This is a genomic window from Hydrogenophaga sp., from assembly GCF_030651625.1.
In the GTDB taxonomy this organism is placed as follows: Bacteria; Pseudomonadota; Gammaproteobacteria; order Burkholderiales; family Burkholderiaceae_C; genus Hydrogenophaga.
This window is the reverse complement of record NZ_JAUSCF010000017.1, coordinates 1-26,661: the sequence shown is the minus strand read 5'-3', so window position 1 is coordinate 26,661 and position 26,661 is coordinate 1. Positions and strand designations below refer to the sequence as shown.

23 protein-coding genes and 1 pseudogene are annotated in these 26,661 nt (G+C 62.3%); 9 read left to right on the top strand and 15 right to left on the bottom strand.

Features of this window, described 5'->3' with window-relative positions; all coding sequences use genetic code 11:
* Positions 1-32: 32 nt before the first annotated feature.
* The 3 genes from Q7V46_RS05910 (at position 33) to Q7V46_RS05900 (ending at position 2,407) form a co-directional block, all read left to right on the top strand.
* On the top strand, positions 33-1,199 hold the full coding sequence (locus tag Q7V46_RS05910; RefSeq protein WP_304912595.1) for an ABC transporter substrate-binding protein: 1,167 nt from the start codon (positions 33-35) through the stop codon (positions 1,197-1,199).
* Between the two features lie 173 nt (positions 1,200-1,372).
* Positions 1,373-1,966, top strand: a complete 594-nt coding sequence (locus Q7V46_RS05905) for a hypothetical protein (protein WP_304912594.1) — start codon at positions 1,373-1,375, stop codon at positions 1,964-1,966.
* Between the two features lie 39 nt (positions 1,967-2,005).
* Positions 2,006-2,407, top strand: a complete 402-nt coding sequence (locus Q7V46_RS05900; RefSeq protein ID WP_304912593.1) for a DUF2784 domain-containing protein — start codon at positions 2,006-2,008, stop codon at positions 2,405-2,407.
* 229 nt (positions 2,408-2,636) lie between these two features.
* Here Q7V46_RS05900 and Q7V46_RS05895 read toward each other — a convergent pair whose 3' ends face one another.
* On the bottom strand, positions 2,637-3,536 hold the full coding sequence (locus Q7V46_RS05895) for a crotonase/enoyl-CoA hydratase family protein (RefSeq protein ID WP_304912592.1): 900 nt from the start codon (positions 3,534-3,536) through the stop codon (positions 2,637-2,639).
* 261 nt (positions 3,537-3,797) lie between these two features.
* Between Q7V46_RS05895 and Q7V46_RS05890 the strand changes: the two genes are divergently transcribed.
* The 4 genes from Q7V46_RS05890 (at position 3,798) to Q7V46_RS05875 (ending at position 11,389) form a co-directional block, all read left to right on the top strand.
* The gene (locus tag Q7V46_RS05890) at positions 3,798-5,843 is read left to right on the top strand and encodes a PhoX family phosphatase (RefSeq protein WP_304912591.1); all 2,046 of its coding nucleotides are present in this window, start codon (positions 3,798-3,800) and stop codon (positions 5,841-5,843) included.
* 467 nt (positions 5,844-6,310) lie between these two features.
* Positions 6,311-8,251: a phosphate transport regulator gene (locus Q7V46_RS05885; RefSeq protein WP_304912590.1), complete on the top strand. Its 1,941-nt coding sequence runs from the start codon at positions 6,311-6,313 to the stop codon at positions 8,249-8,251.
* Positions 8,248-9,909, top strand: coding sequence for a PEP/pyruvate-binding domain-containing protein (locus Q7V46_RS05880; RefSeq protein ID WP_304912589.1), 1,662 nt, complete (start codon positions 8,248-8,250; stop codon positions 9,907-9,909). The genes Q7V46_RS05885 and Q7V46_RS05880 overlap by 4 nt, the downstream gene beginning before the upstream one ends.
* A gap of 64 nt (positions 9,910-9,973) precedes the next feature.
* On the top strand, positions 9,974-11,389 hold the full coding sequence (locus Q7V46_RS05875; protein ID WP_304912588.1) for a bifunctional enoyl-CoA hydratase/phosphate acetyltransferase: 1,416 nt from the start codon (positions 9,974-9,976) through the stop codon (positions 11,387-11,389).
* 64 nt (positions 11,390-11,453) lie between these two features.
* On the opposite strand, the gene fabI is transcribed toward Q7V46_RS05875, so the two are convergent.
* The 3 genes from fabI to Q7V46_RS05860 all read right to left on the bottom strand — a co-directional run bounded on the left by fabI (position 11,454) and on the right by Q7V46_RS05860 (position 15,375).
* On the bottom strand, positions 11,454-12,212 hold the full coding sequence (gene fabI, locus Q7V46_RS05870) for an enoyl-ACP reductase FabI (RefSeq protein ID WP_304912734.1): 759 nt from the start codon (positions 12,210-12,212) through the stop codon (positions 11,454-11,456).
* 116 nt (positions 12,213-12,328) lie between these two features.
* Positions 12,329-13,513 carry an acetate/propionate family kinase gene (locus tag Q7V46_RS05865; protein WP_370690286.1) on the bottom strand — a complete coding sequence of 395 codons (1,185 nt, stop codon included), beginning with the start codon at positions 13,511-13,513 and terminating at the stop codon, positions 12,329-12,331.
* A 56-nt stretch (positions 13,514-13,569) separates the two neighbouring features.
* Complete coding sequence (locus Q7V46_RS05860) at positions 13,570-15,375, bottom strand: alpha/beta hydrolase (RefSeq protein ID WP_304912587.1); 1,806 nt, start codon at positions 15,373-15,375, stop codon at positions 13,570-13,572.
* Positions 15,376-15,556: 181 nt separating this feature from the next.
* On the opposite strand from Q7V46_RS05860, the gene Q7V46_RS05855 reads away from it, so the two are divergent.
* Positions 15,557-17,440: a 5'-nucleotidase C-terminal domain-containing protein gene (locus Q7V46_RS05855; protein WP_304912586.1), complete on the top strand. Its 1,884-nt coding sequence runs from the start codon at positions 15,557-15,559 to the stop codon at positions 17,438-17,440.
* A gap of 626 nt (positions 17,441-18,066) precedes the next feature.
* Here the strand turns inward: Q7V46_RS05855 and Q7V46_RS05850 are convergent.
* From Q7V46_RS05850 to Q7V46_RS05800, 11 genes are all read right to left on the bottom strand, one after another.
* Positions 18,067-18,393: a hypothetical protein gene (locus tag Q7V46_RS05850; protein WP_304912585.1), complete on the bottom strand. Its 327-nt coding sequence runs from the start codon at positions 18,391-18,393 to the stop codon at positions 18,067-18,069.
* Between the two features lie 52 nt (positions 18,394-18,445).
* Positions 18,446-19,192: an alpha/beta fold hydrolase gene (locus Q7V46_RS05845; protein WP_304912584.1), complete on the bottom strand. Its 747-nt coding sequence runs from the start codon at positions 19,190-19,192 to the stop codon at positions 18,446-18,448.
* Positions 19,193-19,194: 2 nt separating this feature from the next.
* Entirely contained in the window at positions 19,195-19,686 is a 492-nt protein-coding gene (locus Q7V46_RS05840) for a hypothetical protein (RefSeq protein ID WP_304912583.1), read from the bottom strand.
* Between the two features lie 41 nt (positions 19,687-19,727).
* Positions 19,728-19,997: a GlsB/YeaQ/YmgE family stress response membrane protein gene (locus Q7V46_RS05835; RefSeq protein WP_304912582.1), complete on the bottom strand. Its 270-nt coding sequence runs from the start codon at positions 19,995-19,997 to the stop codon at positions 19,728-19,730.
* Positions 19,998-20,103: 106 nt separating this feature from the next.
* A complete protein-coding gene (locus Q7V46_RS05830; RefSeq protein ID WP_304912581.1) occupies positions 20,104-21,387 on the bottom strand; it encodes a phosphatidylserine/phosphatidylglycerophosphate/cardiolipin synthase family protein in 1,284 nt (427 codons plus the stop codon).
* A gap of 292 nt (positions 21,388-21,679) precedes the next feature.
* Positions 21,680-22,048 carry a hypothetical protein gene (locus Q7V46_RS05825; RefSeq protein ID WP_304912580.1) on the bottom strand — a complete coding sequence of 123 codons (369 nt, stop codon included), beginning with the start codon at positions 22,046-22,048 and terminating at the stop codon, positions 21,680-21,682.
* A 17-nt stretch (positions 22,049-22,065) separates the two neighbouring features.
* A complete protein-coding gene (locus Q7V46_RS05820; RefSeq protein ID WP_304912579.1) occupies positions 22,066-22,575 on the bottom strand; it encodes a hemerythrin domain-containing protein in 510 nt (169 codons plus the stop codon).
* A gap of 151 nt (positions 22,576-22,726) precedes the next feature.
* Positions 22,727-23,155: a hypothetical protein gene (locus Q7V46_RS05815; RefSeq protein ID WP_304912578.1), complete on the bottom strand. Its 429-nt coding sequence runs from the start codon at positions 23,153-23,155 to the stop codon at positions 22,727-22,729.
* A gap of 278 nt (positions 23,156-23,433) precedes the next feature.
* Positions 23,434-24,162, bottom strand: coding sequence for a class I SAM-dependent methyltransferase (locus Q7V46_RS05810; protein WP_304912577.1), 729 nt, complete (start codon positions 24,160-24,162; stop codon positions 23,434-23,436).
* Between the two features lie 47 nt (positions 24,163-24,209).
* Positions 24,210-24,446: a hypothetical protein gene (locus tag Q7V46_RS05805; protein WP_304912576.1), complete on the bottom strand. Its 237-nt coding sequence runs from the start codon at positions 24,444-24,446 to the stop codon at positions 24,210-24,212.
* 743 nt (positions 24,447-25,189) lie between these two features.
* Complete coding sequence (locus Q7V46_RS05800) at positions 25,190-26,296, bottom strand: PQQ-dependent sugar dehydrogenase (RefSeq protein WP_304912575.1); 1,107 nt, start codon at positions 26,294-26,296, stop codon at positions 25,190-25,192.
* A 10-nt stretch (positions 26,297-26,306) separates the two neighbouring features.
* Here Q7V46_RS05800 and Q7V46_RS05795 point away from each other — a divergent pair.
* Positions 26,307-26,661, top strand: a pseudogene (locus Q7V46_RS05795) (hypothetical protein); the annotation flags it as partial.

Genomic DNA, 26,661 nt, shown 5'->3' with positions numbered 1-26,661 from the left:
AACCATCCGTTCACAACCAAGGAGACAAGTGCATGAAGACCAAACCAACACTGATCGCTGCCAGCCTGTTGCTGGCCAGCGTATCGGCTTTTGCCCAGACCCAGGGCGTCACCAAGGACGAGATCGTGCTCGGCTCGATCCAGGACCTCTCAGGCCCGCTGGCGGGCTTCGGCAAGCAGGTGCGCTTCGGCATGATGCTGCGCGTGGATGAAGCCAACGAGCAAGGCGGCATCCATGGCCGCAAGATCAAGCTCAACGTGGAAGACTCCGGGTACGAGCCGCGCCGCGCGGTGCTGGCCGCACAGAAGCTGGTCAACCAGGACAAGATCTTCGCCATGGTGGGCCACATCGGCACCGCACAGAACATGGCCGCCATGCCGGTGCAGTTCCAGAAGAACGTGATCAACTTCTTCCCGGTGACCGCCGCACGGGAGATGTACGAGCCCTTCCACCGGCTGAAGTACTCGTTTGCCGCCACCTACTACGACCAGATGAAAGCCGCCGTGCCGCTGCTGGTGAAGGAAAAAGGCGCCAAGAAGGTCTGCACCATGTACCAGGACGACGAGTTCGGACTGGAGGTGTTCCGCGGTGCCGAAGAAGGCCTGAAGTCGATGGGCATGCAGTTTGCCGAAGTCACCACCTTCAAGCGCGGCGCCACCGATTTCGCCTCGCAGATGCAAAAACTGGCTTCTTCCCAGTGCGACTTCGTGGTGATGGGCACCATCATCCGGGAGACCATTGGCGGCATTGCCACAGCCAAGCGCCTGGGCTTCAACCCCACCTTCCTGGGGTCGAGTGCGGCCTACACCGATCTGATCCACAAGCTGGGTGGCCCGGCCATGGACGGCTTCTATGCCACCATGACGGTGCAGAACCCCTATCTGGACGCAGCCTCGCAGCCGATCCGGTTCTGGGCCAACAAGTACAAGACCAAGTTCAACGAAGATCCGACCGTGTTCTCGGTGTATGGCTATTCGCTGGTCGACTCCTTCCTGCGCGCCGCCAGCAAGGCCGGTCCCAACCTGACCACCGACAGCTTCATCAAGGCCATGGACACCATGGTGATCCCACCGGACATCTTCGGCAGTTCTGAAATGACCTTCGGCCCGCAGAAACGTCTGGGCAGCAATGCCACCCGTCTGTCGCAATTGAAGGAAGCGCGCTGGCAAGTGGTGTCAGACTACTTCAAGGTGAACTGAGCCTCCAAGCTGTTGTTCTCTGCCGCCGGCGCCACAGTGCCGGCGGCATTTTTTTGCCTGCCGGTGGCCTGGCCATTTCCTGAATTCCCCTTGAAACCCCAGGCCGGCAAGAAGCGCGAGGATTGGCGAAAGTAGGGACACTGGCCATCTTGCCCTGCAATGTCAAAGCCCCGATGTTCAACTTCTTCCGCGACTACAACGATCAACTGGAAATCCTGTTCGAAGGTCACGACCCCAGCGCCCACAAGCTGCTCCGACACGCCGACGTGGACCTCATTCGCAACCACCTCAACCGGAATGAAGCCGTTTGTGCGTACGCCACGGGTCGCGCCGTGGGCGCCGGCCGCTCGATCTGGGTGGTCACCACGCAGTCGCTGCTGGTGGTCAGCACCGGCAAGCATCCTGGCGTGCGCAAATTCGACCGCCAGAACATTGAACGGGTAGAGGCAGAGGAAGGCCGCTACGGCCACAGTCTGCGCGCACTGCTCCCGGATGCGCGCCTGGCTGTCTATGGTGTGCCGCAGACGTTTGCGGTGCTGGCGCTGCGTGCCCTTGGTCGCCCCGCCGGGTCGGACGGGACCCGCAGCTTGGCCCAGACCGCTCTGACCGAAGAAGCACACGCACACGCCCTGCATGCCTTCGCCGATCTCGCGCTGCGCGCTCAGCCCCTGCTCGCCCAAAGCGAGGCTGAAGCACAACAACTGCTGCTGCAGGCCGCGGCCCGCGCCCGCATCGACGGCCAGCAGCACGCGACCGAAGCGGCGTAAACCACGCCCGCTTGCACTGTTGGGAGCCTACCATCGGGGATGCCCTCCCTGACCCCCACTCAAGCACAGATGCTGGCCGACGCCCTGCTGGCGTTGCACATGGGCATCGTGCTGTTCGTGGTCGGCCTGCTGCCGCTGGTGCTGATGGGGGGCGTGTTCGGTTGGCGCTGGGTGCGTCATTTCGGGTTGCGCCTGAGCCATCTGGCCCTGATGGTCTTCATTGCCGCACAGGCCTGGCTGGGGCAGTTGTGCCCGCTCACCATATGGGAGCAGAACCTGCGGCGCATCGCCGGCCAGGACAGCTACCGCGAAAGCTTCATCGAGCACTGGCTTGCCAGGCTCCTTTACTGGGAGGCGCCCTGGTGGGTGTTCGTAGCCGCCTACACCGGATTCGCGGCTGCGGTGGGTGTGGCCTGGTGGAGGGTGGGGCCCAGGCGCTGAGTGTGGGTAGCCGCAGCTGAAGCGTTTGGCCTGAACCTTGCATGGCCACGCCTCAGGGCGAAACACCGTCAGCTTTTACTTCAACTTCACTGTGCGGCTGAATGGTCAGCGTGTTCACGCCACGCATCTCCGGCTCAGACATGAGCCATGGCTGCAAGTCAGGCAGCCCTCCTGCCCAAGCCGCCGCACCAGTCACAAGGCTGGTGACACGCGCAAACGCGCATCCCTTTCACAAGCGACGATCTTCCATCTCTCGAATCAATGCTCTCGCCTCGTCACCTTCCGGAATCGGCCGTCCGCTGTCGCGCCATTCGATGGCGGACTTGAAGCCATGCGCCTGTGCCTGCCGGCGGAACCACAGGCCTTCAGGGTTGTGACGGGTGATTCCGTCAAACACAGTGGCCATCATCTGGGTCTGCTCCAGCCCCATGTTCAGCATGACCTGATTCACCACCATCTTGTGCATGGCCAGCTGGGCGCGCGGAACACCTGCGATCCTTGCCGCTAGCTTCATGGCGGCAGCATCCAGTTCTTCTGCCGGCACCGACAGGGTTGCGAGCCCCCACTCCGCCGCCGTCTTGCCATCAATGAGGTCGCCAGTGAACATCATCTGTTTCGCTCGCATGGGGCCCAGGCGGTACGTCCACATCGCGGTGGTCGGGCAGCCCCAGACCCGGGTGGGCATGTAACCGATGCGTGCGTTGTCTGCCATGACCAGCAGGTCGCAGCACATGGCGATATCGCTTCCCCCGGCGGCCGCAGCGCCGTGCACTTTGGCGATGGTGGGCTTTGCGCTCTTCCACAGGGCCATGAAATCCTCGGTGTTCTGCTTCATGCAGGCGTAGTCCACCATGGGATCCCAGGGAGTTTTCTCCTGCTGGCAAGGGTGCTCCATCCGTTGCTCGGCGTATCCGGTGAGGTCGTAGCCACCGCAGAATCCCTTGCCTGCCCCTTCCACCATGATGACGTGCACTTCATCGTCAGCGTTCGCCCACTGGACCGCCTCCCTGATCTCGCGCGGCATTTCGTCGCTGATGGCATTGAGCCGCTCGGGTCTGTTCAGGAGCAGACGGGCCACCCGAGGGTTTTGCTGGTCTTTGTCGATCTGGAGCGTCTCGAACGTTGGCATGTAGGGTTCCTTGAAGCAGTGAAAAACACAAACGCCTGAAAAAGCCGTCAGCGCAGACTCTGGGCTCGCCTGATCACCCACACCTGCGCGGTGGGTGGGCATGCTGGGCCTTACCGGTTCTGCCAGGACAGGTTGCCAATCAACCAGGCACTGACACAAACGGGGGCACGTGCAACGTTTCTCGGTGACTTTCACGCGTTTGTCAAACGCAACGCCTACATTCATGTCGCTTTCAACCTCAAGTTAACAAGACCTCACCCCATGTCCCAACTTCCAGGCAATCTGATCATTGACAACGGCGACGGCGACGAGCCGATGTCCAACCCCAGCAGCAACCGCCATTTTGAAGATGTTCTCAAGGCCAACCTGAGTCGGCGAAGCGCCCTCAGGGGAGGCCTGGGTGCCTCGATCACCGCCTTGTTCGGCGGCGTAGGTCTGACCGGTTGTGCGGCCACTACGGGCGGTTCAGGCGGCAAACTCATCGGTTTCGAGGCCGTATCGGTCAGCAGCGCAGACACCGTGGTGGTGCCCAAGGGCTACAAGGTGCAAAGTTTCATCCCCTGGGGAACACCCATCTCCGGCAACATGCCGGCGTTCGACCCGATGAAGAACACCGGCGCCGACCAGGCCAACCAGGTGGGCAGCCATCACGACGGCATGCATTTCTTCCCTATCGAAGGCAAGGACCCGTACAGCGGCAGTTCGACGGAAGGCTTGCTGGTGCTGAACCACGAATACGTGGAGCCGCGCTACATGCATGCCAGCGCCGTGGGCCAGAAGCTGGATCGCAACGGGGTGCCTGCGCTGGTGAATGGCAAGCGACCGGCCGACGAGTGCCGCAAGGAAATCAACGGTCACGGCGTGTCGGTGGTACACATTCGCAAGGGCGGTAACGGCCAGTGGAGCGTTGTGCCAGGCAAGTTCAACCGCCGAATCACTGGCGCTACACCGATGGAGTTCAGTGGTCCGGTGCGTGGTACCGATTTCGTCAAGACCCTGCACAGCCCCGACGGCACCCGCACCCGTGGCACGCTCAACAACTGCGCTCACGGTGTCACGCCGTGGAACACCTACATGATGGCCGAGGAGAACTGGGCCGGCTACTTCATCAACAAAGTGAGCGCCAATGGACGCACCCGCGAACAGTCGCGCTATGGTGTGCGCAGCAACGACAGCAAACCAGCCGCCTCACGCTACGGCTGGGAACTTGCCGACACCGGCACAGATGAGTTTTCCCGCTTTGATGTGACGGCAAAAGGTGCCAGCCCTACGCAGGACTACCGCAATGAAGCCAATGGGTTCGGCTGGATGGTGGAAGTCGACCCCTTCAACCCTGGGAGCACGCCCGTCAAGCGCACGGCGCTTGGCCGCTTTGCGCATGAGGGCGTGGTGTTCCAGCCAGGAATCGAGGGTAAACCGGTGGTCTGCTACTCTGGCGATGACGCCACCAACGAATACATCTACAAATTCGTCTCCAAGGGGGTCTACCAGAAGTCCCGTGGCGTGGCCAACGGCGCACTGCTGGACGAAGGCACGCTGTACGTGGCCAGGTTCAACGATGACGGATCGGGCGCGTGGTTGCCGCTGGTGTTTGGTCAGGGCCCGCTGACTCCGTTCCGATTCAGCAGCCAGGCCGATGTGCTGATCAACACCCGCCTGGCAGCCGACACCGTGGGTGCAACCAGGATGGACCGCCCGGAGTGGGGCACGATCGACCCCAGGAATGGCCAGGTGTACTTCACCCTGACCAACAACAGCGGGCGCACCGAAACCAACAAAGCCAACCCGCGTGAGAAGAGCCGCTGGGGCCACATCATCCGCTGGACCGAAGGCGGGAATGATCCTGCGTCCACCCGGTTCAACTGGGACATCTTCCTGTTGGCAGGTCCAGAAAACGACTCACAGTTCGCCGGCAAGCCCCTGAACAAGGACCAGATATTCAACAGCCCCGATGGTCTCTGGTTCGACAAGGAAGGCCGCCTGTGGATCCAGACCGACACCAGCGAGAACGCCATGAACAAGGGCGACTACGCCCAGTTCGGCAACAACCAGATGCTGTGTGCGGACCCGCGCACCAACGAGCTCAAGCGCTTTCTGGTGGGCCCGGTCGGGCAGGAGATCACCGGCGTGATCACCACGCCAGACGGAAGAACCATGTTCGTCAACGTGCAGCACCCCGGTGCCACCACGTCGGCCGACGACTTTGCTGCCGGCAAGATGACGGGTACCTGGCCCAACATGGGACCCTATGGCCGCTCTGCAACCATTGTCATTACAAAGGACGATGGCGGAGTGATCGGTACCTGACCCATTGGGTTTGAGTTGCGAGAGATGTCAGAGCGGCTTCGGCCGCTCTTTTTTTCCTCCCCTTTTGACCAATCTCTCGAGGTTGCCCCGAATGGGTGAACTGTTCCACCTGCGGCCCTGCCGAAAAGGTGTTTGCGGTGCGACGCTCAGCCAGCCGATGATCGAGCCCCGTGTGTCAATCAGGATCAGCTGGGCACGTGCTGTCCGACAGGTCTGGCGTCGGGGTGCTCGTGGCTGTCCCCATCCACCTGATCGCAGGTGAATCGGGCAGGAAGATCGGCACTGCAATCGCTTTTCTTGTCACGTGCCGCGTCCCATAGGCAATCTCCGCGCGGTGCGGGATCGCGAACCCACAGCAACAGGCGCCTTCCATGGAATCGATGAAGGCCGACTGATACAAGTTTGTCACCACGTTGCCACATGTCTTCTGAATGATCCGAAGGGTACCAATTCATGTCGGGAATCGTGTGGAAAAAGAAAGTGCAGTGGCCTCACTCGGGCAGTCCACATTGTTGCTGCCCGCCTGGATCAAGGCCGCCCTGCAGGCCAATGACCGTCTCAAGCTCTATCTGTCCGTTCTTCAGTCGTCTGCGCAGCGTGCGGCCAACCCCGCATCCACCGCGGTGGACTGGACGCGCGAAGTCGCCCACCTGGGCCTGCGCGACGCGACCTGGCTCAAGGATGTCGCGACGACCGCCTATCTGCAAGACCAGACCCTGATCGTTCCCCAGTTGTCTCTGTGGCTGGAGGCACTTGCCAGCGACCTGAGCATCATGGCCAGGCCGCTTTGCGACATCGCAGAAACAAGTGACCCGGCCCTGTCGGCGAGACGCGACCACTGGCTCAAGAAAATCGAAGAGCTCAACGACGAGGAAGGCTTGAGCCAACAGGCGCTGAACGACCTGACACACGGCAATCGACACGGAAGCGACAGCTTCCATCTGCTGGTGATGGACCTGCACAAGCGGCTCAATGCCATGGCAGTCGCCGTTGCCACAGAAGATGTGGATGGGGCCCACGTCTGGCAGGTGGAAGATGGTGACCGCCCACTGATCCGTGCGTTCATGCGCGGCCTCGCACGCACCGCCTCTTTGAAGTTCAACCACCCGGGTCTGGACACCGCCGTCACCCGAAATGGCGAGCGGCTTCTGATCCAGAACGACATCGGAACCAATGACGCACACGTGTTGGTGATGGAAGTGGAGAAGCGCACGGTCCACCTCACCTACTCGGATCTGCACGCAGCCCGCTTCGAATTCTTTCGCCAGATGCTGGAGAGCATCGGGTTCGAATGGACCGTGTTCGCGCCCCGCACGACGGATGGACTGAACCAGGGGAAGCCGTATCAGGTGGGCAATGCGGTCTTCGAGGCCGCTGACGACGAGGCGCTGATGGAAGTGCTGGAGGCCGCGTCCTCGCGCATCGTCTTCGTGATCGACTGGAACCGCGCCCGCAAGCGACTGCAGGCTTTCGTGCGCAAGCCGGTGGCCATCGCGGTGCTTCGTTATGCCGCTGAACAGGACCTGGGTCACATGGCCTGGCTGCTCGCCGGAGGCGAGCAGCTCATCTATGAAGCGATGCAAGCGGTGGATGGAGAGGCATTTCGCATCGGCGACCGGCTCGATCACATCCTGGGCGAAGCCGCCACCCAGTCTTTTCTGCAGGACCTGTTGCGTGTGGCCAGCATCAAACTGCGTGAGCAGCAACCTGTCGCGCTGATCGCTGACGAAGCCAGACTTCTGCTGGCTCGGGTGCTTCAGCGTCGCACCTTTGAATACGACCTGCTGGCCGAACATGCCGCCTTCTGCCATGCGCTTGCACTTGCATTGAGTGAAGCCCTTGAATTCGCAAAAACCACAGAAGACGGTGTACTGCGTGCCAAAGACTGGGAGCGCAAGGCGGACCACGTTCTCATGGAAGCGCGGCGCCGGGCAGAACGCCAACCCCGCTGGCTACCCATGGTGCAGTTGCTCGACGAGATGGACGACATCGCCGATGCCCTGGAAGAAGCCGCCTTCATTCACAGCATCACGCTGACGCAACCTCTGGCCGGCCTGCCACCAGCTGTGAATGCGGTGTTGTGCGAACTGGCCGACACCACATTGGCCGCCATACAGGATCAGATCAAGGCCATCGAGATAGGCCGTCACATGAGCGAGCACAACGACCCCGCCGACAGCGAGGCCTTCCTGCAGGCACTCTGGCGCATGCTGCGCGCCGAGCGCATCTGCGACGACTTGCTGCGCAGCGCGCGCGTGCACATCGTGCAGACCCTGCATTCAAGCCCTACGTCGCTCTCACTTGCAACCGAACTGGCTGCCACCATCGAAAGCGCCACAGACAGCCTGCTCACCGCCGGCTATGCGCTTCGCAAACTGGTTTTCAACAAGTCAGGAATGTCTGCATGAATGCCGCGCACCACTGGCCCAAACACTTCTACCTGGTTGGCAGCGGCGAAGCACCACCGCACCACAAACCCACCCGCGAGAACATGGGCTCCAAGGCGCACAATCTGCTGCGCATGTCCACCATCGGTTTGCCGGTGCCTCATGCACTGGTGATCGGTACCCACTTCACCCGTGCCCCTGAGGACTGCATGCTGCCGCTGTTCAGCGTCGGCTTGCCCACCCTGGAATCGGCAACCGGCATGGTGTTTGGCGATCCGCGGCAGCCATTGATCGTCTCCGTGCGCTCGGGTGCCCCGGTGTCCATGCCGGGCATGATGGAGACATTGCTCAACGTGGGACTGTGCGATGCCACACTGCCCGGCCTCTTGCGCCAGACCGGCAATCCACGCCTGGTCTGGGACGCCTACCGCCGCCTGATTGCCACCTACGGCGAAGTGGTTGCCCAGCTTCCAGGCGCTCTCTTTGAGGAAGAGATCGGGCGCATCACACAGGGGCGGGACGAAAGGCTGCTGGACTTCAGCGAACTGCGCGATTTGAGCCAGCGGTTCCTCTCCATCTACCTGGAGCACGCTCGCGAGCCTTTTCCGCAAGACGTGCGCGCTCAGATCAGCGGGGCAGTGAAAGCCGTGTTTGCATCGTGGCAGTTGCCCAAAGCCAGGACCTACCGCGAGCTGCACGGCATCGACGCCGCCATGGGCACGGCAGTGACCATACAGAGGATGGTGTTCGGCAACACAGGTTGTCATTCGGGTGCAGGCGTGGGCTTCACGCGCAACCCGACCAGTGGAGCGAAGGCCATCTGGGTTGATTTTCTTGCCAACGCCCAGGGCGAAGACGTGGTCGCAGGTCAGCGCAACGCGCACGGCCACGAAGTCCTGGCCCAGACTGCGCCAGACGCATGGAGCGAACTGCAGGCCACCGCACAACGCCTGGAACAAGCCTTCGAAGACATGCAGGACTTCGAATTCACCGTGCAGGACGGTGCGCTCTTCATGCTGCAGACGCGCTCCGGCAAGCGCACGCCCCTGGCGGCTGCCTGCATTGCGCTGGACCTGCTTGACGAAGGCCTGATCGATGCCAAGCAGGCCATGGCACGAACCCACTCGCTGACGGACGCTGACCTGTCCACGCTGCGACTGGTGGCGCGCGACGCAGACAAACCAGGGGGCGCACCTGTGACCCCTCTAGCACAAGCCATGTCTGCCTGCAATGGCGTGGTCAGCGGTGAAATTGCGCTGGATACCGAGCGTGCCCAGGAACGTTCCGCTGCCGGTGCGTCGGTGATTCTGGTCCGGCATGACGCCCAGACGAGCGACATTGCCGCGCTGGACGCCGCCGCTGGCCTGCTGACCCAGCGAGGGGCACGAACCTCGCACGCTGCGGTGGTGGCCAGGCAGATGAACAAGGTCTGCCTCGTCGCTTGCAGCGCTTTGCATATTGACGAGGCCAACCGCCGTGTCTTTATCGACCAGCGCGAATTTGCCGAGGGCGATGTGATCACCCTGGATGGCAATGAAGGGCTGGTTTACGCGGGTCAGGTTGCCACGGTGAGCGTGACCGACGAGGCACTGCTCGCGCGCCTGCACGCGCTGCGCAACTCAATGCCGGCCACCGGCCCGGCCACTCACAAGTCCGGGAAGCACCAGCACCCCGCATGACCGCTGCAACGCATCTTGAAAAAATGGTGTTAACAGGCCCTAAACCAACCAAAGACAACCCGCCATGAACATCGGTAACGACTTTGTCGAGAACCACACCTTTGACGAACTGCAGATTGGTCAGAGTGCCCGCCTGCTGCGGACCCTCACGCATCAGGACATCCAGGCCTTCGCAGCGGTTTCCGGCGACACCAACCCGGCGCACCTGAACGCCGAATACGCCAGCGAGACCCTGTTCCAGGGCGTGATCGCCCACGGCATGTGGAGCGGTGCACTGATTTCTGCGTTGCTGGGCACACAATTTCCGGGCACGGGCACGATCTATCTTGACCAGGCTCTGCACTTCTCCCGACCCGTGCGCATCGGCGATACGCTGACCGTGTGCGCAACCGTCACTTCCAAGGACGACCACAAGAAGGTTGTCGAGCTGGCCTGTGAAGCCACCAACCAGAATGGCGAGAAAGTGGTCAGCGGCATCGCCAGGGTGCTCGCCCCACCCATCAAGGTCCGCATGCCTCGCGGCAGCTTGCCGCAGATACAGGTCTTTGATCCCGAGGCACGGTTCAACGACCTGCTTGCCATGGTCCGCACACTCCCGGCGGTGAGCTGTGCCGTGGTGCACCCGTGCGACGAGGGGTCGCTCAGGGGTGCGGTGGACGCCGCGGGACATGGACTGCTCGTGCCCGTGCTGATCGGTCCCGAATCACGCATCCGGGCGATCGCAGAAAAATACCAGCTGGACCTCAATGGGATGAAGATCGTGCACGCGCCGCACAGCCATGCCGCGGCCGAGCTTGCGGCGGCCATGGCCGCTGCTGGCGAAGCCGCGACGCTGATGAAAGGCAGCCTGCACACCGACGAACTGATTCATGCCGTGCTGGCCCGCAACGAACTGCGGACAGAACGGCGCATGTCTCACGTGTACCGTTTTGACGTGCCGCTCTACAGCAAGCCCCTTCTGATCACCGATGCGGCACTCAACATCCGCCCGACGCTGATGGAGAAAGCAGACATCGTGCAGAACGCGATCGATTTCGCCCAGCTGCTGGGTGTGGAGTTGCCTCGTGTGGCCTTGCTGGCGGCGGTGGAAAACGTCAACGCCGACATGCCCTCGACGCTGGACGCAGCAGCGCTTTGCAAGATGGCCGACCGCGGGCAGATTCGCGGGGGCTTGCTGGATGGACCGCTGGCTTTTGACAACGCCATTTCGGCCGAAGCTGCCCTGATCAAGCAAATCGAATCAAAAGTCGCCGGGCAGGCCGACATCTTGCTCGTGCCCGACCTGGAAAGCGGCAACATGCTGGCCAAGCAGCTGGAGTACCTTGCGGGGGCAGCTGGTTCGGGCATCGTGCTGGGTGCCCGTGTGCCGATCGCATTGACGAGCCGGGCCGAGGGCCCGAGAGCCCGTGTGTCATCGGCCCTGCTGGCCCAGCTGGCGGCGCATCATGGCCGCGTGTCGCATCGGCAATCAGCCACTTGAACGCTGTCACCCGGGCCACAATCTGTGTGGCCGCGCGCCTTCATGGCGCGCTCCGGGCGCAAGGTCAAGCCATGTTGTGCAAGCCAGCGTCGACGTAAATCACATCGCCGGTCATGCCCGAGGCACCACCACCCACCAGAAAAGCCACCGCACGGCCTACCTCGGCGATGTCGACGAGCCGGCGACCGGGTGAACGGGTCACCGCCATGTCGATCAGTTCGTCGAAATGGGCAATGCCCGATGCTGCCCGTGTGCGCAAGGGCCCTGGTGAGACGGCATAGACGCGAATGTCCTTTTCGCCCAGCTCCTTGGCCATGTAGCGCACGGCCGATTCCAGCGCCGCTTTCACCGGCCCCATGAGGTTGTAGTTGTTGACCACCTTGTCGGCGCCGTAGTAACTCATGGTGACCATGGCACCTCCCGGATTCATGAGCGGTTCGGCGTGGTGCGCCATCTCGATGAAGGAATGGCAGGACACCTGCATGGCCTGCAGAAAGCCGGACTGGGAGCAATCAATGATGCGGCTGTGCAGGTCTTCTCTGGGCGCAAAGGCAATGGAATGAATGACAAAGTCGAGACTGCCCCAGGTGTCCCTGAGTCTGTCGAACACCGCCTGCATCTGCCCCGGCTGCGTCACGTCCAGCGCAAGCACAAGGGTCGCGTCGATCTGTCGTGCCAGTGGCTCGACATAGGACCTGCTTTTCTCGTTGACATACGTCAACGCAATGTCGGCACCGAAGGCCCTCAGTTTGGCAGCGCAGCCAAAAGCGATGCTGTCGCCGTTGGCCACACCCACCACCAGGCCGCGCTTGCCCCTGAGCATCTCGCCGATGCGGGCGTTTTCGTCCCAGACCTTGGGCAAGGGATCGATGGAATTGGGATCTATGAACATGGGGGGTATAGGGTGTGTGAGATTGTCGATTGGGGATGAGGGCAACTTCACAATGCCAGCAGCTCGGCCGCGTGCGTGGCGAGCATGTGTTCTTCATCGGTCTTGAACACCAGGACCCGCACCCTGGAGGAAGGGTGGCTGATGACAGCGGCGTTGCGCAGGTTGGCCTCCAGATCGATGTGAATCCCCATCCATTCCATGCCGGACAGCATCATGGCACGCACCTGCGGGGCGTTTTCACCAATGCCTCCGGTGAGCACCAGCGCATCCAGCCCACCCAGGCAAGCCGCCAGACCGCCAATCTCGCGCCGGCCGCGATCTGCAAAGTAAACCAACGCGTCTCGCGCAGCCGGGCTGTCCGATTCTTGCAACTCACGCACGTCGTGCGACAAGCCGGAGATGCCCTTGAGCCCGGCCTGCTGGTAGAGCAAATGGCTGATGGACATCGCGTCCATACCCTTCTCCGCCATCAGGTACAGAACGACGCCCGGGTCGAGCTGACCGCAGCGCGTACCCATGGGCAGGCCATCAAGCGCGGTGAACCCCATGGTGGACGCCACCGATCGGCCGTCGTGCATCGCGCACATCGACGCTCCGTTACCCAGGTGTGCGACGACGACGCGACCCTGGGCAAGCACCGGGTCGTGGGAGCGCAGGTGACGTGCAATGAACTCGTAGGACAGCCCATGAAATCCATAGCGCCGGATGCCTTCTTCGTAGAAACTGCGCGGCAATGCGAACGTGTCGGCCACAAAAGGGTGGGTGCGGTGAAACGAGGTGTCGAAGCAGGCGACCTGCGGCACGTCGGGAAACGCTGCTCGTGCGGCCCTTATGCCAGCGAGGTTGTGCGGCTGGTGCAGGGGCGCGAGCGGCACGAGGCGCTCCAGATCGGCCAGAAGCGCATCGTTGATTCGTGCTGGAACCAGGTGCTCGACACCGCCGTGCACCACCCTGTGACTCACAGCCGCCACACAGGTACCGGGGTGAGCATGCTCCAGCCACCGCAGGATGGCATCGACCGCCGCTGCATGGCCACCCTCCCCCAGTTCAGGGGTGAAGCGAGTGCTGCACGTTGTCTGTGCTGTGGACTTGACGAAAAACGTTGCCCGGGGACCCAGGCTTTCAATCTGCCCGGTGGCAATCAGGGCCAGCTGGTCATGGGTCTCATAGACCGCAAACTTCAGGGACGACGAACCCGCATTCAGCGTGAGCAGCAGGGAAGGCATTGGCATGGGTGTGGGCTGTGCAGCAGGTTCTTGGCGAACGTAGGTGTACGGGCTGCTTCCAATCAGTCTGCGTAACGCTGCATCACGTAGCGCCCAGGGGCGACACCCAGCTCGGGACCGGCGGGCGGCTGGCGCGCGTCGATCTTTTCGTCGCTGCCGCGACGCTGCATCCACTCGCTCCAGGCCTCCCACCAGCTGCCCTGGCGGTGCGCGGCGATGGCTGCCCATTGGTCCGGCGTGGGTCGCCTGTCCGTCTGGCCCGTGGTCAGGATCTGGTAGTGCCGCCCCGCATGACCAGGTTCAGACACGATGCCCGCGTTGTGCCCGCCATTGGTCAGCACAAAGGTCACCTCCGTGGCCGCCAGCTGATGGATCTTGAATACCGAGCGCCATGGCGAGACATGATCCTTGACGGTGCCTACCGTGAACATCGGCACGTCGATGTCACGCAGCGATACAAGGTGCCCCTCGAACACATGGCGCCCTTCAGCCAGATTGTTGCCCAGGTACATGCGGCGCAGGTACTGGCTGTGCATCACCGCTGGAAGGCGTGTCACATCGGCATTCCAGGCCATCAGATCGTTGCTGTACGACGGTTCACCCATCAGTACCGAGCGCGTGCGTTGTGACCACACCAGTTCGCGCGAATGCAGAAACTGGAACGATCCGGCCATCTGCCGGCCACTCAGAAAGCCCTGCTCGGCCATCATGTCTTCGAGCATCTCCACCTGGGCCGTATCGATCAGAACGCCCATCTCACCCGGTTCGGAAAAATCGGTCTCAGCGGCCATCAAGGTCAGACTGGCCAGGCGCGGCACACCGCCGTCGTTCGTTTCATGTCGTGCGAGGGTTGCGGCTGCAATGGAAGCGAAGGTACCGCCAAGACAGTAGCCGGCCAGGTGCACTGGCCGCTGTGTCGCCATGTGAACATGATCCAGCGCGTCAAGCACGCCCATGCGCACGTAGTCGTCCAGCGTCAGCAGGGCGTCGTTCTCGTCCGGGTTCCGCCACGACACGATGTACACGGTGTGGCCCTGCTCCGTCAGCCAGCGCACCATGGAGTTGTGCGGCGACAGGTCCAGGATGTAGTACTTCATGATGCAGGACGGAATGATCAGCACCGGCTCGGCAAACACCTGCTCGGTGACCGGCTGGTACTGGATCAGTTCGATCAGATCGTTGCGCAACACCACCTGACCGGGCGTCATGGCCAGCCCATTGCCTGGTGCCGGCACCTCATCGTTCGCATGCAATGGCTGCAGCCCGTGGCGCAGCCGCCATTCGTCGACTGCGTGACCCACGCCTTTGAGGACGCTCTGACCGCGAGAGTCCATCGCTTTTTGCAGTGCTTCCGGATTGGACAAAAGCCAGTTTCCGGGCGAGACCATATCCAGCCACTGCTTTGCGAAGAACTGCAGTTGCTCGCGAGAGTGAGGCTCCATGCCACGCAATTCGGCGGCACTGGTCCACCACCGCTCACAGGCCTGATTGGCCGAGGCCATGGCACTCCAGGGCCACCGGTTCCATGCCGATGCGGCAAAGCGGGCGTCGCCAGATGGATGACCCCGATCTGAATCCCGTGGTTGCACATCGTCTGCCACAGCGGTGTCGGTCAGACCAGGCTGCAACTGGAAAACAGCTCCGCTCATCGTCTCCTTCAGCCAGGCCAGGCCGAGTGCCTGCGCCTCTGTTCTCAGGCGGGCCCTCGAACCTGGGGAGACGGACAAATTGAGCAACCAGTCGGTCCAGGCTCGGGCCAGCGAAACGGGGGACAGTCCCACGCTGGCGCGAGCCAGGGCAGCATGGGCAAGTTGGTCCAGAGCCGCTGCGGCGTCGTGGAGGTGCGGGGTGTTTGTATGGGTAGACATCGGAACAGCATATGAAGCGCTTGTGACAGGGGTTTGAAAACTTCAAGGCAAATCGACTGGACGCCACAAGAGCACCGTGCCAATGGTTGCACCACATCAGCCAACTTTGCACCCCTTCACAGGCTTGTCACGGGCAGCCAGCAGCATCCCTTGCATCATCCAGTCATTCAGGAGAATTCCCTTGGCATTCACCTCCTCACGCCGCTGCGCCCTGTGGATGGCATCCAGCCTCGTTATTGCTCTGGCCGCCTGCGGTGGCGGTGATGAGAACGTCAGTCAGAATCCCAGGAATCAACCGGTATTCCCTGCACAGGATCTGACGCTGATGCACATCAACGACCACCACTCGCAGCTGGATCCGTTCGCCAACACCGTGCTGCAGATCGGTGGTGTCGCAACCCGCGTGGACCTTGGTGGCTTCGCTCGCGTGACGAGCGCCTTCAAGGCCGCACCTGCCAAGGCCAATGTCCTCAAGCTGCATGCGGGCGATGCCATCACGGGGTCGCTTTACTACACGCTGTTCAAGGGCGAGGCCGACGCCGCCATGATGAACACCGTGTGTTTCGACGCCTTTGCGCTCGGCAACCACGAGTTTGACGACTCGGATGCCGGCCTGAAAGTGTTCCTCGATTTCCTGCGCAACGGCACCTGCAAGACACCGGTTCTGGCCGCCAACGTCAAGCCAGCCATCGGCACCCCACTGGCCATGAGCACTGCCACCGACTACATCAAGCCCTACACGCTCAAGAAGATCAAGGGTGTGCAGGTGGCCATCATCGGCATCGACATCAAGGGCAAGACCACGAACTCTTCGCGCCCGTTGGCCAGCACCGTGTTTGAAGACGAAGTGGTGGCTGCCCAGCGCACCATCGATGGTCTGAAGAAAGAGGGCATACGCCATTTCGTGCTGCTGACGCACCAGGGCCATGAAGCCGACAAGGCCATGGCCGCGCAACTGACCGATGTGGACGCGGTCATCGGCGGTGACTCGCACAGTCTGCTGGGTGACTTCAGCGACTTCGGTCTCAGCAGCTCTGGCGACTACCCGACCCAGGCCATCAACAAGGATGGCAAGCCCGTCTGTATCGGCCAGGCCTGGGAGTATTCAAAGGCCATTGGCGAGATGCGGCTGAGGTTCAACAAGCTCGGCGACGTGGAAAGCTGCACTGGCCAGGTCTCGTTGCTGGTCGGCTCCAGTTTCCAGCGCCAGGACAGCAGCGGCGCCTGGGTCGCAGTGGACGAAGCCACACGCCAGGGCATTGTGAACAATCTCAAAGGTTCGCCACTGCGCGTGACCGAGCCCGATGTGGCTGCAGCGGCCACGCTGGCTGACTATTCCGCGCAAGTGGAAGCAAAGAAGGCCGAGCTGATCGGACAAGCGGGCGAGGCGCTTTGCCTGGTGCGTGTGCCCGGTGAATCCACCAACCGCTCTGCTGGCGTCGCAGGCTGTGAAAACGCCAACACGCTGGCGCGAGGCAGCGACGCAGCACAGGTGGTTGCCGAAGCCTTCCTGGCCGGCAGCCTGCGGGCCGACATCGCCATTCAAAATGCGGGTGGCGTGCGCATTGCGGTACCCGCCGGCCCGATCAGTCTGAACACGGCCTTCACCCTGCTGCCGTTCACCAACGTGCTGGTCGAACTCCCCATGACCGGTCAACAGGTGATCGATGTGCTGGAAGACGCCGTGTCAAACCACCTGGACACAGCCGGGTCTGACGGATCCCACCCCTACGCAGCGGGCCTGCGCTGGAACCTGGACATGAACCAACCGCGGGGAGCACGCTTCACCAACGTGCAAGGGCGCGACCGTGTCACAGGCAACTGGGCGTTCATCGACCCCGCGCGCACCTACACCGTCGTGACAAATGACTTCATCGCCAGCGGCCGCGACGGCTACGCCACGTTCGGCACCGTGTTCGCCACGGGCAGCCATGTCAACAATTACCTGCTGTACACACAGACCTTTGTGGACCACGTGCGTCGGCTGGGCACGGTGAACCGCCCAATACCCGGCGACTATGCTCACCAGGCGGTCATCACCGCCGCTGGCGTGAGCCTGCCCTGACGAAGCGTCACTGAAAATGACGCCCTGACGGCTGCTCGCGTTTCTGGCACAGGCACCGCACAGGTCGCTGCTTCTGGATCCATCATCAGCCGTTTGAAACCGGCGCTTTTCTGCAAGGACCCGGCACCAGACAGGCTCGGATTTTGGCGTCCAGCGAGGCGATTGCACGCATGTCGGCATCGACGAAGTCGGCAGCCACATCTCGCCTGGGCTTGCTCATCAGGGGATCCTGGGCCCTGGAAGGGGTTTCGGTTGCTTCGTTGCTGGCAAATGAGAACGCCGGACCCACTCCTGGTGATCCTTTGGCATTCGCAGTTCGCAACTGCGAGGTGGGTGAACGCCCGACAACGTTTCGAAGGCCGGCGTTGGCGGCATTCAGACAAGCTCGACCTGGCATCGGAATCAAATGCATGGGCAAGATCGGATCTGAACGAGGACCAGGTGCCCGCTCCTGTTCAGGGTCTTGCGGAATGGTGCCGGGCACCGGACCCTCGTCGGGCTCCACCGGCGGCGAACCCGGCTCATGTTCTCTGGGCACATCGTGGTCCGGGAGGTGGGGCTTGTGCAAATGCATGTGGGACATGGTCATGGCCTCCGAAGGGATGGTGGGTCAAGGTCAAGCCGGCTCACCGAGCCAGGCTGAGCGGTGCCGAGTGATCGTTGTTCTGCCCGGGCAGTGGCTTGGACATCGGGACATCTTCAGGTGCAAAAGATGGCTTCCTGGTTCCGTCCGTTTCATTCGCCATCGGATCGGCCAGGGTGGCGCTCGCCGGCGGGAAGATCGTCGATGCAGACGGCACCCCCGGATTGGCCACAGCGCCCGCCAATGGGTCCGATTCGGCCGGCAGCGGCTGGTTGGCGATGGGTGTCGGGTGGGCGGGTGGCGTCTTGTCACAGGCGGCCAGCAACAGCAGGCCTGTGCTGAGCACGATCCAGATAAATGGCTTTTTCACGGCGTTCCCCTTTGGGATGAATGGGCATCGGAGCCAGGATTCGATGGCATGTTCATTGCGCCCTCGCGTATTGACGCCAGGGTCCGGGTCGCTGCCCGAGGCGGTCTGCGACCACCGCAAGCACTTCACGGTTCCAGCCCATGCCGAAATGGCTGCCCTCAACCTCGATGTCCTGCACGAGGCGCGAACGCTTGATGTGGCGACACGTCTGCCAAGCGACCACGCCGTCTGAGCGGCTGTAGATCGAGGTGGTGCGCAGCGGCGGCGGCGTACGCAGCCGCAGACGCAGCGCCGGGTCCATCTTCGACACCTGGCCGCTCATCAAGCGCAAGAGCCCGCTCACGTTGGTGTGATCGGTCTCCGAATTGAAAGGTGTTCCGATCGTGATGACTTGCCGAATCTTCGGCGCCATCAACTTGGCGAGTTCGCGGGCGTAGAGTCCACCCAGGCTCCAGCCGATGAACGTGGCCGGCTGCTCATTGCCAGCAAGCAAGCCAATGACCTTCGCCTTCAAGGTGCTTAGCCAGACGTCAAGGTCGCCCTGGGGGCCGGCATTGAACCCCTGGCCCCAGTCGAACGCGTCGTACCCGAGCGAGCGGCAGCGCCCGCGCAAGGTGGCAACGGAATACCCGTCCGCACCCAGCCCCGGAAAGATCACGACGGGATGGCCATCACCGACGTTGGTGACGCCAGCATCTGAAAAATGGTGCCAGGCATATTCCAGAGCGGCACGGAACGGCTCGACGCCCAGCATGACTGGCGATGGGTGATGAATCGCGTTGGGGGAAAGTTGTTTCATGGTCACAGGCGCGTCGTCGGCTTGATGCGGTCCCATGCATCTCGAGCGGCATGCCTGGCTCGCTCCCACTTCAGGCTGGATGCCCCATGCTTGTCGTTCCACTCCCTCGACATCTCGGGCTCGCCTTCTTCAAACGTACGCTCCGGGTTTCGGGTGAACGCATCGACGCCCACACCATAGGCAGGGCCGTAGTCGTTGTACGATGAACCGCGCTCCACATAGGGACGGTCGCTGTAGTGGTCGCGCCAGTAGGCGTCTTCGCGGGTGGGGTCAATGGCTTCTGCCACGCCTTTGCCGGCGAGTCCACCCAGCACGGCACCCACGGTGGCGCCCACGACCGTTCCGACGGGTCCGACGACGGTACCCGCTAGCGCGCCTGCGGTCGCTCCCCCCACTGCTGCGACCACACCTGTACCCACCGGGTGAGCCCCTGGGGCACCCGTGATGGGATCGCGATTGCCTTTTTGTTCACGAGTTTCGTTGCTGTCGTTCATGGCATGGCCTTGTGCTGGTGGAGGGAACTGTGCAAGCACGTTCAGCGTGCGCTACCGCGTCGCGCGACGTTCACGATGGCGAGCAAAAGCGCGGCACCGATGAAGGAGACCAGCAGGGCAGGCAAGCTGAAATTGCTCTGATTGATCGTGCCGACACCGATCAATGGTGAGATGAACCAGCCTGCCAGCATCGCGCCGACGATGCCGACGATGACATTCAGAAACATGCCTTGCTGGTCATTGGTTTTCATCAATATGCTCGCGAGCCAACCAATGACACCGCCGACGATGAGCCAGATAAGAAAGTTCATGATGTTCACTCCTGAAGAACCGTGGGCGCCCCGCATGAAATGTGCAGGGCTTGGAAGGCCATGTTCGCGCCCCGCCGCACCCTCGTCTGTACGCCCGCGAACATGATCAAAGTTGCGTGTCGATCAGCGAGGCAAACCATTCCTTGATCCGCTCGCGCGTGGGCCTGGCTTGCCACTCTTCGTAGCTCACCTGGTGCGCCAACGCCAGGTCGGCTTCGAAGGCGGCCGTCTGGCTGCTTGCGAATGCCTTGTCAACGATGTTCAGCGTGGCTTCGTCGTTGAGTCGAAAGGACCGGTTGTCGAAGTTGGTGGAGCCGACCGAGGTCAGCAACCCATCGACAATCAGGAGCTTGCAGTGGTACATCGTGGGTCCATACTCCGCGATGGTGGCACCGGCCTTGAGCAGCGGGCCCCAGGTCGCTTTGGATGCATGGCGCACCGTGTCGCTGTCGATGTGCTTGCCAGGCACCACGATGCGCAGCTTGACGCCTCGCTTCAACGCGTCGGCCAGAGCCTGCAGGGTCAGCGCGTCGGGCACGAAGTACGCGGCAGACAGGTCGATGGAGCGCGATGCCGCGGTCAAGGCAAAGAGGTACATCAGCTGCATGCTCTCGCTGCCACCGCTGGGAGAGCTGCTGAACATCTGCGCCCATGACGGGCCTGCCGGTTCCAGCACTGGAAAGTAGTCCGGCCCATGCAGGACATCGCCAGTGACCTTGATCCAGTTGTCGATGAACACCGCCTGCATCTGGGCGACGACCGGGCCTTCCACCTCGAAGTGGGTATCCCGCCAATGATCAGGATCCTGTGCGCGCCCCGTCCAATGCGGTGCCACCCCGACGCCGCCCGTGAACCCGACGCGCCCGTCGGCGATCAGCAGCTTGCGGTGGGTGCGATTGTTCATGCGCCCCAGGTGCGACCAGTGCGGTGGGTGAAACCGTTTGACCTGGACGCCGGCCTGTTCCATGGTGGTCATCAGGTTGTCGTCCATCTTTGCGCTGCCCACCCAGTCGAGCAGCACATGAACCTTCACACCTGCGCGCGCGCGCTCGGCCAGGGCGTCGGCAAACTCTCGCCCGATGTCGCCCGACCAGTAGATGTAGGTTTCGAAGGTGATCGACACCTGGGCGCCACGGATCGTCGCCAGCATGGGGGGAAAGATCTCGTCGCCGTTGAGCAGCGCGCGCACCTTCGCTCCCTGCAGGAAGGGCGGCCCGAGCAACACGCCGAGCTCCCGCATGAAACGGGGGTCATCGAGCGCGTAGAGGCGTTCAATGCGCTGCTGAATTTTTGTTTCGCCGCCCATGAAGTTCGAGACAAGCAACCCGACGACCAGACAGAGGGAGGCAACGACGCTAGCGATCAGCGCCCAGCGGGACTTGCGACGCATTGTCTTGCCGGCCGCCCTTCAGCGCCTGCCCTTGGACTTCGGCTTGGACTTCGCTTTGGAAGCAGGCGGGGATGCGGGCGCGGACATTGCCGCCTTCAGGTTGCGTCTCGCCTCAGCCGTGGCTTGGCCGCGAACGGTTCCTGCAACCCGGTTTGCAGCGCTGAGCCACATGCTCATGAAAGGGTTTTTTTTCAACCAGGGATTGGCCATCTGTTTCCTTTGCCGGTGTCATTCCCCATTGGTTTGCATTCGATTTCGAATAGCGCCAAAGGGAAGTCGCCTTGTACCGCGTTCAGCGTGAGATTCGGAAGATCGTGGCGCCCAGCGCAAACGCAGCAGCGACAGATGCCAGTGGATTGCGACGGACGGTGACACGCAGGCTGTTGACCCATTCGGATCGGGAATCGCGAAGTCGATGCACGCTGGCCTGCAGCGCTTCATCTGCGGCTTCAAGGCTCTCGTCCATGTTTCGAAGTGCGCTTTCCCCCTTGTGTTCCGTGGCGTTGCGAGAACCCTGACCTGCGTTCATCACCAGAACAGCCGATTCAGGCGGGGGGGTTTCGTTTCTTTGCGGTACCGCAGCGTCGGGAGCGCGCTCACGCTGGTCACTGGTGGGCCATGGGACGGCGGAGGAACTGACTGGCAAGTGGGTTTGGTTCATGGTGTGCTCCGGTTGTTTCAGGTGACCTGGGCCAGCAGGTCTTCTTTGCGCGCGGTCATGCGCGACCCCAACTCGACCATGTCGAGCGTCGAGGCCTTGGCCTTGGGAAACATCTCGTTCTGCTCTTCCTTGACGTGGTGCTTCACGTACTCTGAAAGCACCTTGACCTTGGCATCGAACATCTCGCCATCGGGCTCCACGCCTTCAATCTGGGCGATCAGCTCTTTCAGGCTCGCGTGCTCGACCGTGGCTTCAGGAACAAGCAATTTGTCTTTCAGTTTCGCCTTCACTGCCGGGTAGAAGATTTCTTCCTCGATCTGAGCGTGCAGGGTGAGTGCCGTGCAGATTTCTCCGACCAGCTTTTTCTTGCTGGTCACCGATCGGGCTTTCTCGTATTCGGCAAACATCTTGCTCACGGCCACGTGATCGGCCTTGAGCAAGGCGATGGCATCCTTCGATGCGGGCTTTGCCTTTGGAGAGGCCGCGGTCTTGGTGGCGGTCTTGGTGGCGGTCTTGGTAGCGGTCATGGTGTTCCTGGAGAGGTTGGTCGAAGGGAGGTGCCGTCGATGCACGTCCACTGGAATGAATACAGACCCGGGAGTTGCCACCTTAATGACGCGAGCCTGTCCGGGTCTGTACGCTTGCGCACGCGGAGGCGGTCGCCTTTGTCACCCCGGGTCACGCAGCCCATGAGACTGCCGCCGCGGATGCCAGCGCCTGATGTTGGCGAACCCGAACCATCAGGTTGCGTTGCAAGAGCGCTTGCAGCGCCTGCATGTCGGTCAGCGCTTGCCGCAACGCCCTTGTTTCTATGCGCCAGCAATTGCCAGCCCCCCGGACCACCGAGCGCCATGGTGTCTTCGCCACGCCCAGCAGCAGCTCCGATCCCAGCATGGATTCCACACCAACCTCTATTGGCGGATGGCTGCCCACCTCGCTCACCAGCGAGATGGAACCGGAGTTGGGAAAGTAGGCGTGTGTGAGCGTGGTGCCGCGGGCGCTGAGCTCCGTCGAGGGCACAAGTTCATAGAATTCGCAGCGCTCTAGAAATCGGGTTTGAACGCCCCTGGGCAGGCGTTCGATGATGTGGTTTTCAGTGTTTGGCATGGCTCCCGCCTGGTCAGTAGGCGAAGCCCCTCGCAGAGGGAGCTTCGGTGAATCACTCGGGTGTTGTGCCCGAGACTCTGTGGATCATCTTGCTGGGAGACAGGTCTGGCGACCGTCTGGCACCGCACACAGCGCGAAAAATGGTGCGAGCGTCCGCATGCGCAATCAACTCACCGCATGGGCCAGTCAGGAGATCAACATCGCAGACAGGTGCAGGCAATCACCGAGTTCGCAGCCGATCACTGCAAACCTGACGGGTCCGAAAGCGTCTCAGCCTTTCAAGTGACCGGCTGACCCAAGTCAGGTGATGCAACCCCTGCCGGACTACCCTGGGCATTCATCTGCCGTGCAGGCTTGACCCAGACGAACACACGCATCGGCGGCAGGCTGCGCCACTCCCACGCAATGCGGGGCGGGCCGAGGTGCGGTGAGAAGTAGCCGACCACCTGGGGGCTGCACTGGTAGGCAACCACACGCCCACCAGGGGCGAGATGGGCGTGGATTGCCGCAGCAAGTCGTCGTGCGGTGTCGCTCGGCAGTGTCGAGAAAGGGATGCCAGACACCACGACATCGACGGGCGGCATGTCCCGCAGGCGCAAGGCATCGGCCAGGGACTCGGCAGTCCCGGCATGCACCGTGAGCCGCGGATCGACAATCGCACGGCGCAGCCGATCGCAGAAATCGGGGTTGATCTCGATCGCCAGCAGACGCGCGTTGGGTGCCAGCATGCGCAAAAGCGCGCGCGTGGTGCCGCCGGTGCCCGGACCGAGTTCGACCACGCAACGCGCCTGCGCAAGTTCGGCTGCCTGCACCACACGGTCCTCGAGATAGGCGGAACTCGGAACCACGGAAGCGACTTCGAACGGGCGGACCAGAAAACCGCGCAAAAACGTTGCTGCATCGGCCAGTCGCGACACCTGGCCCGTCGCGGCGTTCCCATGACTGGCGGTCGCCATCGGGTTCGTACCAGACGCAGCCAACAGAACTTTCTTCGATTCTTCGTTCAAGGGGATGACCTCCGGCATGGATCAGGAACTGTACAGAAATCACGCATTCAGTTCGCCCTTCCCATCTTGATCGCACCGCGAATGCTGAAGGCGGCCAGGCCTATCTGCAGTGCGATCAAGGCATGCGAACCCGTGTGCCAGCCCCAGGTGGCCCACAACACATTGCTCAGAAGAAACAACCAGAAACCCATGCTGCGGCGCTGCGTTTTCCGCGACGCGACCAGCCACGAGGCTGCCAGCGTCACCACCATGGCGGACCACTGCATGAGAGAAAGCATGTCCATGCTGGTGCATGGGCAAGGCGGATGCCTGCAGGCTCATGGCTGCTGGAAATGGATTCCACGCCGGAATGGTGGCCCGGCTCCCGAGGACTTGTCTTCATCCCGGCGCTGATGGGCATTTCGAGGGTGCTTCGGTCAATATGCATCGGACTGACGACTGCGGTGGTCCGCTAAGGGTCACTCTTTGTACGCCAGCGATGCCACAAGCGTCGACCCCAGGCTTCAGATCGATCGAGCAACCCCGCAAGCCCGCGCCAGCGGGAGGCCAACAGCGCCAGGCCTGGGATCCACAGCAGAAATCCGGGCACCCCTGGCGGCAGCGACAGCAAAAGCCCGCTGACGAGCAACACCAGTCCGACAGCGATGTAGCCAGCATTTCGCCACGCGTTGGCTTGCGCACCTTCGCGACGTCGACTCTCTACAAAATGCTTGAGGAATCGCCGGCCCGGTTTGCCGTCGCGGATCTCTCGGAAGTCTGACTTGAGCTTTTCCAACACGGAAGTTTGCTACGGTTGAACCAGTTGACCCCCGTTGAACCCGGACTGCGGCATCATGGTCCACGCGCAGACGAGCGGTTTTCCAAGGGCGCCGGGTCGGCAGCGCGGGGGTTCATGCCATGCGGCGACATGCCGAGGGCGGAACGTGCTGAGTATCCACACCCGTGTTCATGATCGCCGGTCCACTTCACTGCGTCTGTTCTTCAGCGCACATCTGCAATGGCTCACCAGTTGCCTTGCATGCGCTGCTCATGGTGACGCCGGTGTCACACGCAGTACACGACCGTTGGGGCTGTCTGTCAGCAGGTAGATGGCGCCTTCTGGCCCAGCGCGCACGTCGCGTATGCGCTCGCCAAGTTCCTGAAACAGGACTTCCTGCGAGCCTGGCGAACGACCCGACAAGGGCACGCGGCGCACGCTGCGTTCCACCAGCGCCGCTACGAACAGGCTACCGCGCCACGCAGGAAACAACGCACCGTCGTACCAGGCCAGCCCCGCCGGGGCGATGGATGGTGTCCACTCCACCAGCGGTGGCTCCATACCGGGCAGGCTTCGATAGGGCGTGATGCGGGCGTAGGTGTAGTCGATGCCTCCGGTGGTGACGGGCCAGCCGTAGTTGGCCCCAGGTTGGAGGAGATTCAGCTCGTCTCCGCCCCGCGCCCCATGTTCGTGGGCGAAGGGCACGCCGTTCACCACCACCAGTCCCTGCGGGTTGCGATGTCCGAAGGTGTAGATCTCCGGCCGGGCATCGGGGCGAGCGAGAAAGGGGTTGTCGTCCGGCACGCTGCCGTCGGCTTTGATGCGCAGAATCTTGCCCAGATGGGTGTGCAGTCGTTGCGCATCCGTGCGATCGAGGTTCCCGTCGCCCATGCCGAGCAGCAGACTCCCGTCGGGGAGCCAAGCCATGCGGCCACCGAAGTGCTGTGTCTCGGCTTTGGCGGGCTGGGTAGTGAAGACCGGCTGCACATCCAGCAATTGATGGCCGTCGAAACGTGCCCGCACCACACGCAAGTGGTTGGCTTCCGGGCTGCCATGAGCGAATGACAGCAGCACCTGGCCATTGACCGCATGGTCTGGATGCAACGCCACGTCAAACAAGCCAGCCTGCCCACGTGCCAGCACCGCCGGTACACCGGCCACCGGTTCATTTCGCAACTGTGGCCGGCCATCAGGCCCAGGCTCGATCAACCGCAGCCGGCCCGGGCGTTCGGTCACCAGCATGCGGCCATCGGGCAGAAAGGCCAGGGACCAAGGGTGTTCGAGCCCGCTGGCCACGGTCTCGACCCGGTAGCCGGCCGCCTGGGCCGACATCACCGCGGCCAGCGCACCCATGAAGAAAGCTGCTGCGTATTTCATAATGAACATTATGAGATCCAGCATCGCGAAAGAATCCCAGTCCCCACGCTGGACAAGGCATCTTGCACCGCTGCTGCTGTCCTGGATACTGGCTGCAGCATGGGGTTCTGTGGTGCAGACGCAGTGGAACCTGCAAGCCCTCGTGGATCTGGGCTTGAACATACCCACATCGGAGCGCGTCCGCATGACCTGGCGGGACCTGATTGGCTTCGCCCCCGTCTATGCCGGCATCCTGGCCGCAGGCTGGCTACCTGCGCTGCCCGTGGCCGCCTTGCTGGCCCGCCGGTGGCCGACTTGGCGGAGCACTTTGCTGGCTGCGGCGGCCGGGGCTGGCATGGTGGCCGCAGTGCGCACCATCGATGCGG